Source organism: Microbispora sp. NBC_01389 (assembly GCF_045040095.1).
Lineage (GTDB): Bacteria > Actinomycetota > Actinomycetes > Streptosporangiales > Streptosporangiaceae > Microbispora.
Window position 1 is genome coordinate 1,703,530 of record NZ_CP109552.1, and the last position, 16,615, is coordinate 1,720,144.

Below are 16,615 nucleotides of genomic sequence, written 5' to 3' on the forward strand. Positions count from 1 at the left end.
CCGAATAGGAAACCCATCCTTTCAAGGGGCCCATGAGCAAGAAATCACGTTAATGAGTGACCCATCAGGCGATTTGCATGCATGGCGGGATAGGGGTCGTCGGAATTACCCTTCACCGATGCCCGAAATTCTCAATGGGCCGCTGTCTCGGAGGAAGGCGCTGACAACGGCGGGGACGGTGGTGGGCAGCGCTCTACTCCCGAGCAGCAGCGGTGGATACAGCCCGAGGGCTCCTCAGCCGATCCTGCTCATGTCACCGCCACCTAGGTACGCGATTTTCACCGCCATCGACATCGACATCGGTTCGGCCACGCCGTTCTTCCGCAGACTCAGGACTTCGATGCTGATGTTGCCCGCCTCTGTCGAGATCACCATCGGATTCGGGGCATCGCTGTTTGATAAGGGAGTACCTTTTCAACGCCCCCGGCAGTTGAGACAGATGCCGTCATTCCCGGGGGACCTACTCCATCCGGATTTCACACACGGAGATGTACTGATTCAAATTTGCGCTGCGGCGACGGAAGAGGCACAGAGCGCAACTCATGACCTGCTAAGCCAGACCCCCCACCACCGAGCCCGCTGGTCGGTGCACGGCTTCAGAATGGACAACAGAGAGGAGAACGGCCGCGCGCTCACCCGCAATCTCTTCGGGTTCACAGAAGGTTACGGTAATCCAGAGCGTGAAGGCAGCCAGCGGGCGTTGCGAGAAATGATCGAGGTCCCCGACACGGCACGAGAGCCGGTCTGGGCACGCGCCGGCACCTACCAGGTGGTCCGTCTCATCCGGCTAGCCCAGGCCCTATGGGACGCCGACCCCGTGAACGTGCAGGAAAAGATCATTGGGAGGCGGCGTGACGGAACGCGCCTGGACGGAACTGCCCCGTTCGCCAACACACCGTTCGGAGACGCCGATGGATCAACCACTCCACTGGACTCCCACGTTCGCCGGGCGAATCCCCGTCTGCCGGAAATCGAACCGCCTCGCCTGTTTCGCCGCAGTTTCTCCTACAGTCGGGGCAGAGATGCTTTCGGCAACCTGGACGAGGGATTGTTGTTCGTCTGCTACCAGGCCGACCTGACACGTGGGTTCGAAGCCGTCCAGCGACGCTTGGCGGGCGAGGCTCTGGGCCGGTACACACTCACGACAGGCGGTGGCTATTTTTTCGTCCCCGCCCAACTGGACCCCGACCGGTACTGGGATCGCTGAGGTCAGGAACCCGCTTAGGCTTGCCCGCCTTCTCGGACGCCGCCGAACTGGAAGAGCGCCCGTTCAGAGGCGAGGGTGAGGGGATCTCTGTGGTCGAGATCGGTCCAGAGATATGACGCCCCGCGGCGAGTTGTCCCCGTCAGACCTCGGCGGCTCTATTGGATGCTCCTGCCCTCAGCTGGAGCACACCGCTGGGCTCAAGTGAATTCGCCCGCGAGACCGGCGTTCTTGACCAGACGGCCCCATCGAGGGCTGCGGGCGAAGGCCCGGGCGATGGCGACGCCGCTGGGCAGGTCTCCGTCCTCCTGACGGTTCTGCTGTGCCCACCGCCAGGCCTCTCGCTGCAGCGTCCGGCCGTTCTCACTGCTGTCAGGGAATAGCTCGGCGTCTTTCTTCTGATGATCTCGGCGATCGCCAGGGTCAGGCTCCGCCACAGCAACAGGTTCGGAGCATAGAGCAGGCAGGTCTTGAGCCTTGGCCTGTTCTCCTGCGAAGCAGCGGATCTGGGACGTCAGGAGTTCGTAGCTGCCAATCAGAGCCAGGGATGGCCAGGCTGCGATGATGCGCCCGATCAGGCTGGGCTCGGCGACGGCGACGTTCGCACCGAGGCTGGCCAGGCTGCCGACCACGAGCAGGCTCCAGGCCAGGAGGCCGCCGCGGGAACCGTACCGGTTGGCCAGCAGGATCGACATCGAAGCGACGACGATCAGGCCGTCGACGGCGAGGGGGATGAGCACCGCCGCCAAGCGGTCCTCACCATGGCGCAGGCAGAGCTCGTGCATGTGCCTGAACGACACGACGGCCGCGATCAGCGCCAGTAGCGCGACACCAGCGATCGTCGTACGTTGGATGCGGCGAACAGCTTGAGTGCTCGGCTCTCCCACCGCTCAGCCCTCCCGGCCAGGGAGAACGAGAGTGGTGGACGCCGCGAAGGGCATGTACGTATCGCGTGTGTCCCCCCTCGGACACCAAGATCATTCATAGGGTCGTATGAATATGCAGGATTGAGCCGACGCTCGGGCAGGATTGTCCGGGCGTTTCGCATTTATCGACCGGTTCAGCTACGGGTGCACTGCATAGTCCTCCATGGGGGTTCGAGTCGCCGGGGAGCCGCCTGTCACGTCCTGATGGTGATCCTTTCGCCTCCGACAACCGTCACCAGCGCGGGGACGTCCGCCTGATAGGTACCTCCTCCGGCGGGAGGTTCAGCACGAAGGCGACCTCCACCCTCTTGAGCGGATCGTCACCGGCGACCACATCACCGAACACTTACGCCTCGCGCAGGAACGGCTCCTCCAGCGGCATCCGCTTGGTCCGCTCACAGGCCTCGGCGAGGATCCGCAGCCTCTCCACCGCTCTGCGGTAGCGCATCGCCCACCACCTCTCGCGAGTCCGAGCGTACGGCTTTCGCCCGGCCAGAGCAGCGGGTACCTTTGGGTACTGGAGGTTTGTCGTGGGTGGCTCGAATGTGGCACCGCTGAAGGTTGACTCCGAAACCGATCGCTTGATCTCGCACGGGGCTCACTTTCTTCACGTGACGAAGAAGGAGTTCGTGGCACAGGCCGTACGGGTGTACCTCAAGGTCCGTCAGGCCGAGCTGCATGCGGCCATGCAGGAGGCGATGGCCCAACTGGACGGGACGCACGCCGCCCGGGTGGCACTGGTCTCCGGACTGACCAAGGAGCAGATCGAGGAGCTCGGCGGCGTGGAGGAAGGGTGAACCCTACCCGTCCGACCATCCGCTGCCTGCGTGAAGACCTCGGCATCGCCAAGCTACCCCCTGCTCGCGTAGCTCTGGACGAGATCGACCATCCACTAATCCACAAGGCGTCTGCTCAATTCGCCGGGGACACCGCCCGGGAGCGCATTGTCTCGGTGGACGACAACGTCCTGTTCAAGGTCAAGATCCAGCGTTGGCGGGGAGCGGTTTGGCCGGACAACCGCTGCCCCTGGCTGGTGGCAGCCGGACGTCGCGAGGACGGCAGCCCGGACGACTTCTATGCGGCGCTCGCCGAACGAGCGCGGCAGGCCCGGAAGGCATACAACAGCTCGCACACGCCGGCGCTTGCCACTGACACCTACACAGATGAGTTGCTTCCTGGCCCGCTGGACGACGCTCGCCTACGGCTTGAAGAGGCTGAACGCAGCGTCCTCCGCATGGAGGTGTGCGTTCGGACTCTGGTCGTCCAGGCCCTGCTGACCGGGCACGAGCAGCGGGAGGATCTTGCCGGTTACGCGCTCGCCTATCGTCAGGGTGGAGAGCCAAGAGATCTTCAGGCTCTGCTCGTCCTCCCGCGCAGCGGCGGATCTGGGACATCAGGAGTTCGTAGCTGCCGATCAAGGCCGGCGACGGCCACGCGGCGATGATGCGGCCGATCAGGCTGGGTTCGGCGACGGCGATGTTCGCGCCGAGGCTGGCGAGGCTGCCGACCACGAGGAGGCTCCAGGCCAGGAGGCCGCCGCGGGGGTCGATCTTGTCGGCCACCGCGTATTCGGTCGGGGACTTGCACCGGTAGTGCGGCCTGCCGTTGTTCCAGTTGCCTTTCGGCCCGCCTGCAGCCCCGATCTCCTGGGCTGGCTTCCGCCGCGCGGTGGTGACAATCGCACGTCAGGTTCGGGGCGGCGGCCCGGGGAGGCGGACCGGTGGCAACACCGGCACCTCGCCTCGGGCCGACCGCGCGACGCCGCAATCCGGATCCCCGGCACCGACCGCACAGCGCGGGATCGGCACCGGGGAGGGATGTACCGCGGAGCGGTTACGTCGGGACGACCGTCAGACGGCCGTGCGCGACCACTGCTGGTTGGTGCCGCCGTTGCACGCGTACTGCTTGATGATCACGCCGTCCGCGGTGGATGCGGACGGTACGTCCACGCATTTGCCGCTGTGGCGTGCCCGGAGCTGGAAGTAGCCACCGTTGGCGACCATCTGGAACTGCTGGTTGGTGCCGGTGCCACAGGTGTACTGGACGAGCTCGGCGCCGTCGGCGGTTGAAGCGCCCACCACATCAAGACACTTTCCGCTGTGGCGGCTGATGATGCGCCAGTAGCCGCTGCCGGCGTCCTGGAAGCGCCACTGCTGCCACGCGTTGCCGCCGTAGGTGTACTGGTCGATGCGCGCGCTGTTGCTGGTGCTCGCCTGTTGGACGTCCATGGCCTTGCCGCTGTGGCGCGCGTCGATCCGGTAGAACGTTTCCGGCTGCGGCGAAGACGAAGGCGAAGGGGTGGAGTCGCCGATGGTGTCGCCCCAGGCGTACCGGATCCGGTCGGCGCCGGATTGGTTGCGGATGGTCAAGGTGAGATTGGTGCCGCTGCCGCCGAGGGCGTACATCGAGTACCAGTCGTAGCCGATGTTGCCCGGCTTGCCGCCGAGGGCGGGCCAGTAGGTGCCGCCCATCTGGTTGTCACGCATGACCTGGGCCATGGCGCGGATGTAGCGCACGAAGTTGTCGGTGCTGTTCGCGTCGCCGTAGTTGAGGCCGGTGGACATCGGCGCGCCGAACTCGGTCGCGACCGCGCGGGAGGCGCAGTTGCCCAGAAGCGTCTGGATGTGGCTTCGGAAGGCGTCGTAGGTCATCGCGCTGTAGAAGAAGGCGTAGTAGTGGAAGGACAGCAGCGTCGAGTTGAAGCGGCTGTCGTTGCAGATGTCGCGCAGGTCCTGGCTGAAGCCGGTGCCGCCGATGAGCACCCGGCCGGGCGCCGCCGAGGGGTGGGAGCTGAGCCAGTTCGCCGCGACGTTGCGCCAGTCCGCCGATGAGTAGCCGTGCGGTTCGTTCATCGGCTCGAAGTAGACGTTGCCGTTCGAGCCGTACGTGTTGATCACGCTGGACCACATGGCGTTCCATGCGGTGAGGTTCGTGATCCTGCCGCCGGAGGCGGCGCCGTCCTCCCAGTAGGCCAGGATGACCTTGAATCCACGCTCGGTGGCGGCGTCGATGGCGCCGCGGTAGGAGTTCCACCAGGTCGTGTTGGCCACGGTGTGCGTGTTGATGGGCAACCGGACGGTGTTGACCCCCATGGTGGAGGCCATGTGGTCGTAGAGGGCGTTGGCCTTGGCCCGTACTGTCGCGTTGCTGTCGGACTGGCTCAGGCCCTGCACGACGAGCGTGCCGGTGCTGAAGTTGTCACCCAGCACGGCCCAGTTCATGCCTCGGAACTGGCTGGTGGCGGCATTGGCCGACGGCGCGGAGACGAGGGCTGCCACCGCGGTGAGCGCGGTCACCACAAGGGCGATCAGCAACCGGCGAAACGACCGGAAGCTCCGCGATGGTCTTGATGGATAACCATCGGACGCCATGATCAGTGCCATGAATTGTCCCATCACTAGATGTACTGCTCCGAGAGGTTGGTGACGCGGCTGATGGGTGGCTGGCCTACGTCCGGGCCGCGACATGTCCTGCGCGCCCAGCACCGGCCTGCCGGTCGGGTTCTAGTTGTCGGCCACCGATCGCCAGCCGTTGTCGGTGGTTCCGTTGTCACGGCCACCTCACCGCACTCGGCGGCTGTGGAACGTGGCGGGAACAACGGGTGGAGAGGGCGAGCATGGCCATGGATGAACGGCGGGTGGGCCGGCCGGAACCTCGGAGAGGGCCGACTTTCCTCCTGTCCACCTCCTCTCACTGTTAGCGCAAACAGTTCAATACCGATCACCCCATGGGGGCCTCACGCTAGGGAGGAGACGGGCGTGCGGCAAGAGCGATGGAGACGACTTGCTCGAACCGCTGGTCCGCGACGAATGCCGCTGTAACTTTCAGGCAGAGCGTTGCGGCCTACCGGGCCGAGGGCCGTCCCTGCTGGACACCCGGAGGGACGCTGATCGCGATGCCCCGTCGCGCGGAAGAATCGTGTTCAGACGGTTCGCGCGCCGAACCCCAGGCGGAAGGGATGAGCGCGGCCAAACGCCGTGAGGCCGGTGTCGCCGGCCGGTATCCCATCCCGGCCGTCCTGGACGACCTCCTAGTCGCCGACGACACCGTCCTGGTCCAGGAGGCATCGATCGTCGCCAGGCCATCATCTTTGATCACATTCGATCGATACACTGGGCTCCAAGCGATAAGGAGGGCGATGGTAGGCACCGCGAACAGCTCTGGCGAGCAGGTGGCGGACCACACGCCTGGCCCACTGCTCGACGATCCGATGCTCTCGGCTGTGTGGGGTGGAAGCCTGACCCGGCTGGCGCTGATCCTGCCGAAGACGGCACAGGGAGTTGTCCAAGTGCGGGTGGAGGTTGGCGAATGACGGTGTCCGGCTCGGCCGTACCGCTTCCGGATGAGCGGCGGGCCCAAGTGATCGAGCTGCTTCGGAGACGCGGTGTCCTGCGGGTCACTGAGTTGGCGTCGGAGCTCGATGTCTCGGCCATCACCGTTCGCCGTGACATCGCCCGCCTTGCGTCCCAGGGGCTGATCCGGCGCGTCCGCGGCGGGGCTGCCCTTCCAGGCGCAACCGCGGCAGCTGACGCACTGATCAGTCAGATACCTGATGTCTCACCCTCTCCCGAGTCAATGCCGGAGGCCGTCGGCGAGGCCAGAATCCGGGCCACGGTCGGGATGGTGGTGCCGTCGCTGGACTACTACTGGCCGGACGTCATCCGCGGGGCCCGTGAGGCCGCGGCCGCCTCCGGCACGCGCGTCGTCCTGCGGGGCGCGACCTACCAGGCCGCCGACGAGCGGCGACAGCTCTCCTGGCTCCTCGACTCGGTAGGAGTGGACGGCCTCCTGGTGGCGCCGACCACCACTGGGGAGGATGGGGAGGCATTGGTGCGCTGGCTCCAGTCCATTGAGGTGCCCGTAGTCCTCGTTGAGCGTGCCGCCGTCGTCGGGCCCTACCAGGAGGCGATGGAGTCCGTGGTCAGCGACCACGTATACGGGGCCGCGATGGCAGTACGGCACCTGGCCGCGCTGGAGCACCGGCGTATCGGAGTGGTCACCACAATGGACAGCCCGACGAGTCCGCATGTGCGGCGCGGTTGGCGACAGGCCTGCGAGGAGCTTGGCCTCGGGCTGGAAGATGCAGTGGAGGTCAACACGGTCGACCGGAGAGACCCCGAGTGGCCGCATGCGCTGAACGACCTGCTCGACCGGTGCAGCGCTTCCAGGACGACCGCGCTGCTCGTCCATTCCGACCCGGAGGCCATCTCCCTGGTGGAATGCTGTCAGGAACGCGGCATACGGATACCGGAGGATCTTGCCGTCGTCGCGTACGACGACGAGGTGGCTGAACTCTGCGACCCTCCGCTGACCGCGGTCCGTCCGCCCAAGGCGGCCGTCGGGCATGCGGCTTTCGGGCTCCTCTCGGCGCGCTTGGCGGATGACGATGCGCACCGTCCCAGGCATCGTGTCGTCATAGAACCCCGCCTGATCGTCCGCTCGTCCTCATCGTAAGTTGGGCTTCCAGTCTGTCGACATTGCCATCTGGCCAGGTGACGACCGCCGCGGAGCTGTCCCAGCACACGGCCGGCGGCTCCCCCGGTTTCCGTCCGCCAAGGAAGATCGCCGCGTCGTACCAGGTGTGGGGTCGAGCCGGACCAGTCGTGGCGCCCCACGGGATGAGTATTCGGGCCGCGAGCGGCGAGGCGTCCTCGGCGGATACCACGCCGGACGCGTTCAGCCCTTCCCCTCCTACGATCTGCGAGTGTGCGGTGTCATTCGACACGGTGGCCGTTGCCGCCAGGGCCGTTCCCGCCCCTGGCAGTGGCCATCCGCCGACGCGGAGCGCGCCCTGCTCGTCCCCCGTCGCGGACACCCGGATCAGGCGTATCTCCCAAGGACCACGCACGACTGAGATCGTGTGAATCCATGGGCCGAGGCGCACCCGACCGGCGCGTCCGTATCCGTGGTCGGGGCTTGTGCGATCGGGCTCGATCCAGTGCGCCTGCCACTGGGACGCGCCGACGAGCGTCCCGGTGGGCAGGCGATCGATGGCAAGGGTCTCGAATCCGGTGCGGTGGCTGGGTTCACCGCTGCCTGCGAGGATCACGACCGACTGGTCCAGCGGATGGCCGGCGTGCTCCCCGGCGAGTACGGGCGAGGTGGCCGTCGAATATCCGAGGCGTGCGTACAGCGGGGAGTCGGTCAGGGTGGATCCCGGGTGGGAGTGGTCGGTGCCGTGGTTGGTCACCCGTACGACGCCGTCCGCGCGCGTTCCGCTGACGAGCCATCCGGGCGAGGAGACGACGAGGTGGTAGTCGTGGGACTCGACCGGCAGCGGCTCCTCGACCGCCGTCCAGACCGGGTGATCAGCGGGGAGGGACAGCCCGAGGAAACCTTTGGCCGCCCAGTACGGTGACCCGGGTCCGGAATAGGACTGGGCGATCGGCCGCCACGGCCCGTGCCAGCCCAGCGTCAGCAGGCCCTCCTCGTCGGGGGCCCCGTGGTCGGCGAAATGCCGGGCGATGCCGGAGGCGGCGCGGCGTAGGACACCCGGCGCGGGCGTTGCGACGCCCGCGCGCGCTCCCAGCCAGAACTGGGTCGCCGCGGCGAACCGGTAGGTGAGGCTGCGGCCCTGAATGAGGGGCGAGCCGTCGGCGCCGACGAGGTGGACGGCGTCCTGTAGGTAGCGCTCGAGCCGGTTCAGGTAGACCGGCCGTCGCGCGTCCGCCTCGGGGTCTCCGGCGGCCATCTCGGTCCAGATGAGCGGGTAGAAGTGCAGCGCCCATCCGACGTAGTGGTCGTAGGCGCGCTCCGCGCCGTCGGCGTACCAGCCGTGCTCCCGCGCGAAGCCGTCCGTCAGCGCGAGGCCCGCCTCGATGTCCCCGCGTTCGAAGGGGCCGCCGACGGCGGCGAGGAACTGCTCGACGACGATCTGGAACCAGATCCAGTTGATCGGCGGATACCTCGCGCCGATCGCCGGCGCGAGGTATTCCACCACCCGCTCCTGCACCCTCGGTGTCAGGCGGTCCCACAACCATGGTCGCGTCAGGTGGAGGACCAGGGCGATCGACGCGGCCTCGACCTTGGCCTGGTCGTGTTCGTCCAGCCGCACCCAGCGGTCGGGCGAATCGGGGTCGGTGCCTGCGGCCAGGCCCTCGGCGTACCACTCCATGAGGTTCAGCGGGTCGCGCCCGCCTTCTCCGGCCACCCTGAATCCGGCGGCCAGGAATGTGCGGGCGAAGCCCTCCAGCGCGTCGACGTCCGGTCCGTACCCTCCAGGTGCGCCGGGGAAGCTGATCCGGGCGTGAGAGGCCGAGGCGTATCGGCGGGCCGACAGTAGGACGCGGTCGGCGAGTGCCGCCCAGTGCGCCCGGGTCCACCCAGTGAAGGGGGAGAGCTTCAGGTCATCGAGCTCGCGCAACATCCGCATGTCCTTCCCCCGGCTGTCGAATGCAACGCCATCCACACACTGCGTGATGTCCACGTAACCCAAGCCCGACGCGATGGTGGCATCCGGGCCTGGCAGGGTCAAGACGCTTGCCGATCGATGAGACGCTGCGCCACGAAGTAGCCACCATCCGATCAATAACGATCGACAACCTGATCACTAATGATTGCAAGGTATTGACGTGATTGAAACGAGTGGACATGATCGGCCTACCGGTAAGCGCTTTCCGGAAGGATCGCGAGTGACACACGGACGACGGCCGCAGGCCCTGCTGGTCATGGACCCCGCGCACTTCACCGTGCAGTTCCAGGAGCCACAGCTGCGCCGGTTGCGCACCCTGGTCGAGCTCGGTGATCCGGTGGCGACCGGTGACCTCGACACGACGCGCGTACGGCGCCGGCTGCGTGAGGTCGAGGTACTCGTGACCTCGTGGGGCTGTCCGTCGCTGACGGCCGAGCGGCTGTCCGATGCGCCCCGGCTGCGGGCGATCTTCCACTGTGCGGGCACGGTGCGCAGCTTCGTCACCGACGAGGTCTGGCGCCGCGAGATCCTGGTCACCAATGCCGCCGACGAGAACGCCATCCCGGTCGCCGAGTTCACCCTCGCGGCGATCATTTTCGCCGGCAAGAAGGTGCCGTTCCTCGCACAGGACGCGCGCATACATCGGCAGGACTGGTCGTATGCCGAGCGTCGCGGAGAGCTGTCCAACCGTGGGCGGACGATCGGCATCGTCGGCTTCTCTCGAGTGGGGCGCCGGGTGGTCGAGCGGCTGCGCAGTCTGGAGGTCGACGTGCTCGTCGCGGATCCCTACGCGGACGCGGCGCAGGTGAGCGCTGCCGGCGCCCGCCTGGTGCGGCTGCCCGAGCTGCTGCCGCGCTCCGACGTGCTCACGCTCCACGTGCCCGCGCTTCCGTCCACCCACCACCTCATCGGGGCTACCGAGCTGGCTCAGCTGCCGGACGGGGCCACCGTGATCAACACCGCGCGCGGCGCGGTCCTGGACACCACGGCTCTGGAGCGCGAGTGCGCCCGGGGGCGCCTCGACGCGATCCTCGACGTGACCGACCCGGAGCCGCTCCCGGCAACCTCACCTCTGTACGACCTGCCCAACGTCATGATCACCCCCCACATCGCCGGATCCCTCGGATCAGAGACCCGGCGCATGAGCGAGAGCGCCCTCAGCGAGCTCGAGCGCTACCTGTCCGGTCAACCGCCCCGCGCGATCGTGACCGCAGACGAATTCAAGGTCAGTGCCTGACCCCGGCGCAGGAAGGAAACCGGATAAATGATCGCTTCAAACTCAGCGGGAAGGGCTCAAGGGCGACCCCGCTTCATTGGATACACAGGAGTCGCGGTCGTACTCGCGCTGGCGGTGACCGCGTGCGGAGGCGCTTCCGGCGAGAAGACGAGCGACGGAAACGTCACCCTGACCGTCTCCGTGTGGAACCTCGCCAAGACCCCCGAGTTCACGGCGCTGTTCGACGCCTTCCAGCGGGCGAACCCCGGCGTCAAGATCAAACCGGTGGACATCCTCGCCGACGATTACGCCGACAAGGTCACGACCATGCTGGCGGGCGGCGACCAGACCGACGTCATCACGATGAAGAACGTCACGGACTACTCGCGTTACTCCAGCCGCGGGCAGCTCCTGGACCTCACCGACGTGGTCAGGTCGACCGACACCTCGAAGCTGGCCGGCCTGCCTGCGTTCAACGTGAAGGACAAGTACTACGCGCTGCCGTTCCGGCAGGATTTCTGGCTGCTGTACTACAACAAGAAGTACTTCGAGAAGGCGGGCGTCACGATGCCCCCCCAGCTGACCTGGGACGAGTACGCCAAGCTCGCCCGGAGCCTCACCCACGACGAGGGGGGCAAGAAGGTCTACGGCACCTACCATCACACCTGGCGGTCGGTGGTGCAGGCCATCTCCGCCGCGCAGACCGGCGGCGACCAGCTCAGCGGTGACTACTCCTTCTTCAAGGACCAGTACGAGATGGCGCTCGGGCTGCAGAAGGACGGCGCGACCCTCGACTTCGGCACGGCGAAGGCACAGAAGTCTGACTACCGCACGCTCTTCGAGACCGGCGCCACGGCGATGTTGCCGATGGGCACCTGGTACATCTCCGGCATCCTTGGGCAGAAGCAGAAGGGCGCCACGGACGTCGACTGGGCCCTGGCGCCGATGCCGCAGCGGCCGGGTGCCACCGGCACAACGACGTTCGGCTCGCCAACCGCCTTCGCGGTGAACAAGCGGGCTGTGCACGCGGACGCGGCCAAGAAGTTCGTGCAGTTCGCGGCGGGCCAGGCCGGCGCCGAGGCGATCAGCAAGGTGGGCGTGGTGCCGGCGTTGCAGACCACCGAAATCACCCAGGCGTACTTCTCGAATACGGGGATGCCCACCGACGAGTTGTCCAAGAAGGCCTTCCAGCCCGACAAGGTCGTGCTGGAGATGCCCGTCAGTGAGCACACCTCCGACGTCGACACGATCCTCAACGAGGAACACGAGCTCATCATGGTCGGTGACAAGTCGATCGACGAGGGCATCCGCTCGATGGGTGACCGCGTGAAGAGCGAAGTGCTCAACTAGGGAACGGTGGCGGGTTCCGGAGGCACTGAGAGCCCGCCACATCTCCGTGGAAGAGCTGGAGGTCATGAAGGACGGCTATGGCTCATGCAATAACCCAATCGGCGCCCAACAGTCCGCCGCGGAGGCGACCCGCCTGGCACCGCATCCTCATCGGATGGAGCTTCATCCTCCCGAACTTCCTCGGCTTCGCGCTGTTCACCCTGATCCCGATGCTCGCGGCGTTCGCGCTGGCGTTCCTGAAATGGGACTCCTACAACACGCCCGAGTGGGTGGGGCTGGAGAACTTCCGGCGGCTGCTGCGTGACGAGAACTTCTACGTCGCGCTCCGCAACACCCTCTACTACGCCGTCGGCCACATCCCGCTCACCCTGGCGGCGGCGCTCGGCCTGGCGGTCGCGCTCGACCGCAAGCTCCGCGGAGTGCAGTTCTTCCGCACCGCGGCGTTCTTCCCGTACATCACCTCTCTGGTCGCGGTGGCCGTCGTGTGGAACATGTTGTTCAACCCGACGGCCGGACCGGTCAACCAGCTCCTCCACGCGCTCGGCGTCGACGACCCGCCCCGGTGGGTGGCCAGTACCGACTGGGCGATGCCCGCTGTGATCGTCACGAGCGTGTGGCGGGACATGGGCTACTACATGGTGCTCTTCCTTGCCGGTCTGCAGACGATCCCCAAGGAGTACTACGAGGCCGCCCGGGTGGACGGCGCCAACGCATGGGAGCGCTTCTGGAGAATCACCCTGCCGTGCCTGCGCCCCACGACGTTCTTCGTCGTCGTCATGCTGACGATCCAGAGCTTCAAGGTGCTCGACCTCATCGTGGTCATGACCGACGGCGGGCCCGGGCGCAGCACGCTGGTCCTGGCCCAGCTCATCTACCGGAAGGGGATCACCGAGGGGCATTTCGGCTACTCCTCGGCCATCGCCCTGGTGCTCTTCGTCATCGTGCTCACCGTGACCGTTGTCCAGTTCCGCCTCAACGAACGGAGCAGCACCGCATGACCGCGCTGCCCGATGCTCCCCCGGCCATCGCCCCGCCCCGGCCACCCGGCCCATCCGCGCGCCCCCGTTCCCGGGGACCGCGTCTGGTCCGGACGGCGCTCGCGTACGTGTGCCTCCTCGCGGTGGCCCTGCTCGTGCTGGTGCCGTTCGCGTGGATGGTGTCGTCCTCGCTCAAGCGAAACAACGAGGTTCTCACCATTCCCGTCGAGTGGGTCCCGCGGGAGTTCCGCTGGTCGAACTTCGTCGAGATCTGGGACCGGATCCCGATGGCGACCTACCTGGGCAACTCGGTCTTCCTGTCGGTCACCATCACCCTCCTGCAGCTTCTGACAGGCAGCTTTGCCGCCTACGGGTTCTCCAAGGTGCGCTTTCCTGGCAGGGACGCTTTGTTCCTGGCCTACATCGCCACCATCGCGGTGCCGTGGCAGGCGTACATGGTGCCGCAGTACATCATGATGCAGCGCGCGGAACTGACGGACACCTACTGGTCGATCATCCTGCTGCAGGCCTTCGGCGCGTTCGGCGTCTTTCTCATGCGGCAGTACTACATGTCGATCCCGGACGAGCTGTGCGAGGCCGCACGGATCGACGGCCTGACCGAGTACGGCATCTACTGGCGCCTGATGCTGCCGCTGTCGAAACCGGCGCTCGCGAGCCTCGCCCTGCTCACGTTCGTGAACACGTGGAACGACTACATGGGGCCGTTCATCTACCTGACGAGCAACGAGCTGTGGACCGTCCAGCTGGGCCTGCGCTCGTTCGTCGGCCAGTACGACGCCGAGTACGCGATGATCATGACGGGCGCCGTGCTGTCGGTGCTGCCGATCCTGGTCCTCTTCCTGTTCGGGCAGCGGTACTTCATCCGCGGCATCGCGACGAGCGGACTCAAATGATGAGCGCCCACGGCCACGCGCGGGCGCCGCGCCTGCTCAGGCCGGCCCGGCAGGAGACCTACGAGAAATTGTTCTCCACCGTCTACGTCGGGCTCATGACCAACGTCCTGCTCGCCGTGACGTGCGCGCCGCTCCTCGCCGCGCTCGCGACCGTGCGGAATCCACTCACGTCGTGGCCCTTCTACGCCGTGCTGTCGGTGCCGTGCGGACCGGCACTGACCGGTGCCTTCGGATGCTTCGCCGGGCTAGGAGAGGGATCGACGGACGTGCTGCGCGCATTCTGGTGTTCGTACCGGCGGGCGGCGCCTCGGGCGCTCCTCGTCTGGGCGGGCGGCGCCGCCGCCGTGAGCGTGCTGATCGTCGACGTGGCCGCCGTCGCGCCCACGACGTGGGGACCGGCGCTGGTCCCGTTCTTCGTCACGATGTCGGCACTGGTGATGACGGTGGTTTTCACGCTGGTGGTGCTGCTGGCCGAAGAGCCGGGGACGGCCCGGCTGCGCCCTCTCGTGCTGCCCTGCCTCTACCTCGTGGTGCGGCGCTGGTATCTGTCCGCTCTCAGCATCGCCGTGCTTGGCCTGGCCGTGGCCGTCGTCCTGCTGAAGCCGATGGCAGGCCTTTTCCTCGTGTGCTCTCCTCTTCTGTACGTCGCCTGGGCCACCATGCGGTTTGTCATCGCCCCGATCCTCCCGGGCGGAGCCCTCGATCCTTCTCACACCGCACCTCCGAACGCACCCGTCAGGGGATCTGGTTGGACACGACGAAAACGCCGCCACGGCTTTTGACGGCGGGGATGTGCAGCGTCACCTATCGGCCGCTTCCCCCCGAGCGGATCATCGCACTTGCCCGGCAGGCCGGGCTGGAGCACATCGAATGGGGTCAGGACGCCCATGTGCGGCTGGGCGACGAGGCAGGTGTCGGCCGCCTGGGCGAGGCGACGAGAGCGGCGGGCCTGTCGGTTTCGGCCCTGGGCTCGTACTACCGGGCCGGCGTTCCCGCCGATCCGGAGGAGGCCGAGCGCCTGTGGCGGCAGGTGCTTGCCGCCGCCCGCGCGCTGGGCACACCCCGCGTCCGGGTCTGGGCGGGAGACCTGGCCTCCGCGTCCGCCGGCCCGGCGGATCGCCGCAGAACGCTCGACCGCCTGAAGCGGTGCGTGGACAGCGCGGGAGACATCGTGGTCGCCACCGAGTTCCACGCCGGCACGCTCACCGACGAGATCGAATCCGCGCTGTCGATGCTGGTGGAGGTTCCCGGGTTGCGGACCTACTGGCAGCCGCCGAACGGCATGCCCGACGACGAGGCGCTGGCGGGACTGCGGGCCGTGCTGGACCACGTGGACGCGGTGCACGTCTTCAGCTGGTGGCCCACCTCCGAGGATCGCCTCCCGCTCGACCACCGCGCGGCTCTGTGGCGGGCGGTCATGGGCGTGCTGGCGTCGACCGGCAGGAGGATCGACGCTTCCCTCGAGTTCGTCCCCGGCGACGACCCGGGCATGCTGACCGGCGAGGCGGCCACCCTGCGCCGCTACTTGGACGAGGTCTGTCCCGTGGGGAGCGGTTCCGCGGCCCCCACAGGGGCCGGATGAGCGGGCCGGACACCCGGTGTGCTCTCCCGCAGGACCACCTCGCCCGCGATGCGCTGGTACCGCGGGCGGCCGGAAGGCTCCCGCAGAACCATCTCCAGCGCCCTCTCACCGATCTCGACAAGGGGAAGGCGCACAGTTGTCAGCGCCGGGATGACGTCCCGCAGCGTGGTGATGTCGTCGAATCCCGCGACGGCCACGGTCCGCTCAAGCCCGAGTGGCCGCAGGGCGGCGATGGCGCCCACCGCCATCACGTCGTTGACCGCGAACACGCACTCCACGTCGCGCCCTCGTGTGAGCAGTTCGAGCATGGCCGCGTGCCCGCCGTCCCTGGTGAACTCCCCGTGCACCACGGCATCACGCGACAGGGGGACCCTCGCCTTCCTCAGGCCCTCCGCGAAGCCGGCGAGCCGGTCCACCGCGGTGAGCAGGCCGCGGGGGCCGGCGAGCACACCGAACGAGCGGTAGCCGAGGCCGGCGAGGCGGATCGCGAGGTCACGCGCGCCGGCGCGGTTGGCGACGACCAGCGTGTCGACGGGGAGGCGCCGCTGACCGATCAGAACGGTCCTGCCGCCCGAACGTTCGAAGGCGTCGACTTCGGCGCCGAGCCGGGCGAGCGCGTCGCGGTCGTTCGTACGCGACCCGGCGATGACGATCGCGGCCGCCCGCATGCGCCGCAGCGCGGCGACATACTCGATCTCCTTGTCCGGCCGTCGCCCCGAGCCGGCGATGCAGACCATCAGGCCGTTGGCCTCGGCCACTCGCATCGCGCCGGCGGCTATCGAGGAGAAGTAGGGGTCCTCGATGTCCTGCACGACGAGCCCGACCACGTCGGTGCGTCCGCGGGCCACTGCCTGGGCCTGCGCGTTGGCCGCGTAGTCAAGGTCCCGCGCCGCCTGCTCCACACGCTCACGGATCTCCGGACGGACCTTCCGAGTGCTGCCGTTGATGGCCCGCGACGCCGTGGCGAGCGACACCCCGGCCCGCCTGGCCACATCCTCCAGTGTCACCGCGCCGCGCTTCGCACCCATGGTCCTC

The 16,615-nt window shown here is 67.4% G+C and carries 15 protein-coding genes; 11 read left to right on the forward strand and 4 right to left on the reverse strand.

The window, feature by feature from the left end; translation table 11 throughout:
- Positions 1–118 precede the first annotated feature (118 nt).
- Entirely contained in the window at positions 119–1,207 is a 1,089-nt protein-coding gene (locus OG344_RS07535; RefSeq protein ID WP_405087576.1) for a Dyp-type peroxidase, read from the forward strand.
- Between the two features lie 197 nt (positions 1,208–1,404).
- Here the strand turns inward: OG344_RS07535 and OG344_RS07540 are convergent, their stop codons facing one another.
- Positions 1,405–2,091, reverse strand: coding sequence for a DUF2637 domain-containing protein (locus OG344_RS07540; RefSeq protein WP_405087577.1), 687 nt, complete (start codon positions 2,089–2,091; stop codon positions 1,405–1,407).
- A gap of 650 nt (positions 2,092–2,741) precedes the next feature.
- Between OG344_RS07540 and OG344_RS07545 the strand changes: the two genes are divergently transcribed.
- Both OG344_RS07545 and OG344_RS07550 read left to right on the forward strand, forming a co-directional pair.
- Positions 2,742–2,927, forward strand: a complete 186-nt coding sequence (locus tag OG344_RS07545; RefSeq protein WP_405087578.1) for a hypothetical protein — start codon at positions 2,742–2,744, stop codon at positions 2,925–2,927.
- The gene (locus OG344_RS07550) at positions 2,924–3,574 is read left to right on the forward strand and encodes a hypothetical protein (RefSeq protein WP_405087579.1); all 651 of its coding nucleotides are present in this window, start codon (positions 2,924–2,926) and stop codon (positions 3,572–3,574) included. Before OG344_RS07545 ends, OG344_RS07550 begins: the two co-directional genes overlap by 4 nt.
- Before the next feature lie 406 nt (positions 3,575–3,980).
- Here the strand turns inward: OG344_RS07550 and OG344_RS07555 are convergent, their stop codons facing one another.
- The gene (locus OG344_RS07555) at positions 3,981–5,444 is read right to left on the reverse strand and encodes an RICIN domain-containing protein (protein WP_405087580.1); all 1,464 of its coding nucleotides are present in this window, start codon (positions 5,442–5,444) and stop codon (positions 3,981–3,983) included.
- A gap of 644 nt (positions 5,445–6,088) precedes the next feature.
- On the opposite strand from OG344_RS07555, the gene OG344_RS07560 reads away from it, so the two are divergent.
- Both OG344_RS07560 and OG344_RS07565 read left to right on the forward strand, forming a co-directional pair.
- Positions 6,089–6,442, forward strand: a complete 354-nt coding sequence (locus tag OG344_RS07560; RefSeq protein ID WP_405087581.1) for a hypothetical protein — start codon at positions 6,089–6,091, stop codon at positions 6,440–6,442.
- A 47-nt stretch (positions 6,443–6,489) separates the two neighbouring features.
- The gene (locus tag OG344_RS07565; protein ID WP_405087582.1) at positions 6,490–7,584 is read left to right on the forward strand and encodes a substrate-binding domain-containing protein; all 1,095 of its coding nucleotides are present in this window, start codon (positions 6,490–6,492) and stop codon (positions 7,582–7,584) included.
- Here OG344_RS07565 and OG344_RS07570 read toward each other — a convergent pair.
- On the reverse strand, positions 7,544–9,502 hold the full coding sequence (locus tag OG344_RS07570) for a DUF2264 domain-containing protein (protein WP_405087583.1): 1,959 nt from the start codon (positions 9,500–9,502) through the stop codon (positions 7,544–7,546). The genes OG344_RS07565 and OG344_RS07570 overlap by 41 nt on opposite strands.
- Positions 9,503–9,761: 259 nt before the next feature.
- Between OG344_RS07570 and OG344_RS07575 the strand changes: the two genes are divergently transcribed.
- The 6 genes from OG344_RS07575 to OG344_RS07600 all read left to right on the forward strand — a co-directional run bounded on the left by OG344_RS07575 (position 9,762) and on the right by OG344_RS07600 (position 15,580).
- Entirely contained in the window at positions 9,762–10,778 is a 1,017-nt protein-coding gene (locus OG344_RS07575; protein ID WP_405087584.1) for a hydroxyacid dehydrogenase, read from the forward strand.
- Between the two features lie 114 nt (positions 10,779–10,892).
- Complete coding sequence (locus OG344_RS07580; protein ID WP_405087585.1) at positions 10,893–12,107, forward strand: ABC transporter substrate-binding protein; 1,215 nt, start codon at positions 10,893–10,895, stop codon at positions 12,105–12,107.
- Positions 12,108–12,184: 77 nt separating this feature from the next.
- Positions 12,185–13,105, forward strand: a complete 921-nt coding sequence (locus OG344_RS07585; protein WP_405087586.1) for a carbohydrate ABC transporter permease — start codon at positions 12,185–12,187, stop codon at positions 13,103–13,105.
- A complete protein-coding gene (locus OG344_RS07590) occupies positions 13,102–13,998 on the forward strand; it encodes a carbohydrate ABC transporter permease (protein ID WP_405087587.1) in 897 nt (298 codons plus the stop codon). Before OG344_RS07585 ends, OG344_RS07590 begins: the two co-directional genes overlap by 4 nt.
- Positions 13,995–14,780: a hypothetical protein gene (locus OG344_RS07595; RefSeq protein WP_405087588.1), complete on the forward strand. Its 786-nt coding sequence runs from the start codon at positions 13,995–13,997 to the stop codon at positions 14,778–14,780. Before OG344_RS07590 ends, OG344_RS07595 begins: the two co-directional genes overlap by 4 nt.
- The gene (locus tag OG344_RS07600; RefSeq protein WP_405087589.1) at positions 14,747–15,580 is read left to right on the forward strand and encodes a sugar phosphate isomerase/epimerase family protein; all 834 of its coding nucleotides are present in this window, start codon (positions 14,747–14,749) and stop codon (positions 15,578–15,580) included. Before OG344_RS07595 ends, OG344_RS07600 begins: the two co-directional genes overlap by 34 nt.
- Here OG344_RS07600 and OG344_RS07605 read toward each other — a convergent pair.
- The gene (locus OG344_RS07605; RefSeq protein WP_405087590.1) at positions 15,520–16,608 is read right to left on the reverse strand and encodes a LacI family DNA-binding transcriptional regulator; all 1,089 of its coding nucleotides are present in this window, start codon (positions 16,606–16,608) and stop codon (positions 15,520–15,522) included. The two genes, OG344_RS07600 and OG344_RS07605, sit on opposite strands and share 61 nt — an antisense overlap.
- Between the last annotated feature and the right edge of the window lie 7 nt (positions 16,609–16,615).

Coding starts and splice junctions, on each gene's coding strand:
- OG344_RS07535 (WP_405087576.1), top strand. CDS start 119: ATGCCCGAAATTCTCAATGGGCCGCTGTCTCGGAGGAAGGCGCTGACA.
- OG344_RS07560 (WP_405087581.1), top strand. CDS start 6,089: ATGAGCGCGGCCAAACGCCGTGAGGCCGGTGTCGCCGGCCGGTATCCC.
- OG344_RS07570 (WP_405087583.1), bottom strand. CDS start 9,502: ATGCGGATGTTGCGCGAGCTCGATGACCTGAAGCTCTCCCCCTTCACT.
- OG344_RS07585 (WP_405087586.1), top strand. CDS start 12,185: ATGGCTCATGCAATAACCCAATCGGCGCCCAACAGTCCGCCGCGGAGG.
- OG344_RS07590 (WP_405087587.1), top strand. CDS start 13,102: ATGACCGCGCTGCCCGATGCTCCCCCGGCCATCGCCCCGCCCCGGCCA.
- OG344_RS07595 (WP_405087588.1), top strand. CDS start 13,995: ATGATGAGCGCCCACGGCCACGCGCGGGCGCCGCGCCTGCTCAGGCCG.
- OG344_RS07605 (WP_405087590.1), bottom strand. CDS start 16,608: ATGGGTGCGAAGCGCGGCGCGGTGACACTGGAGGATGTGGCCAGGCGG.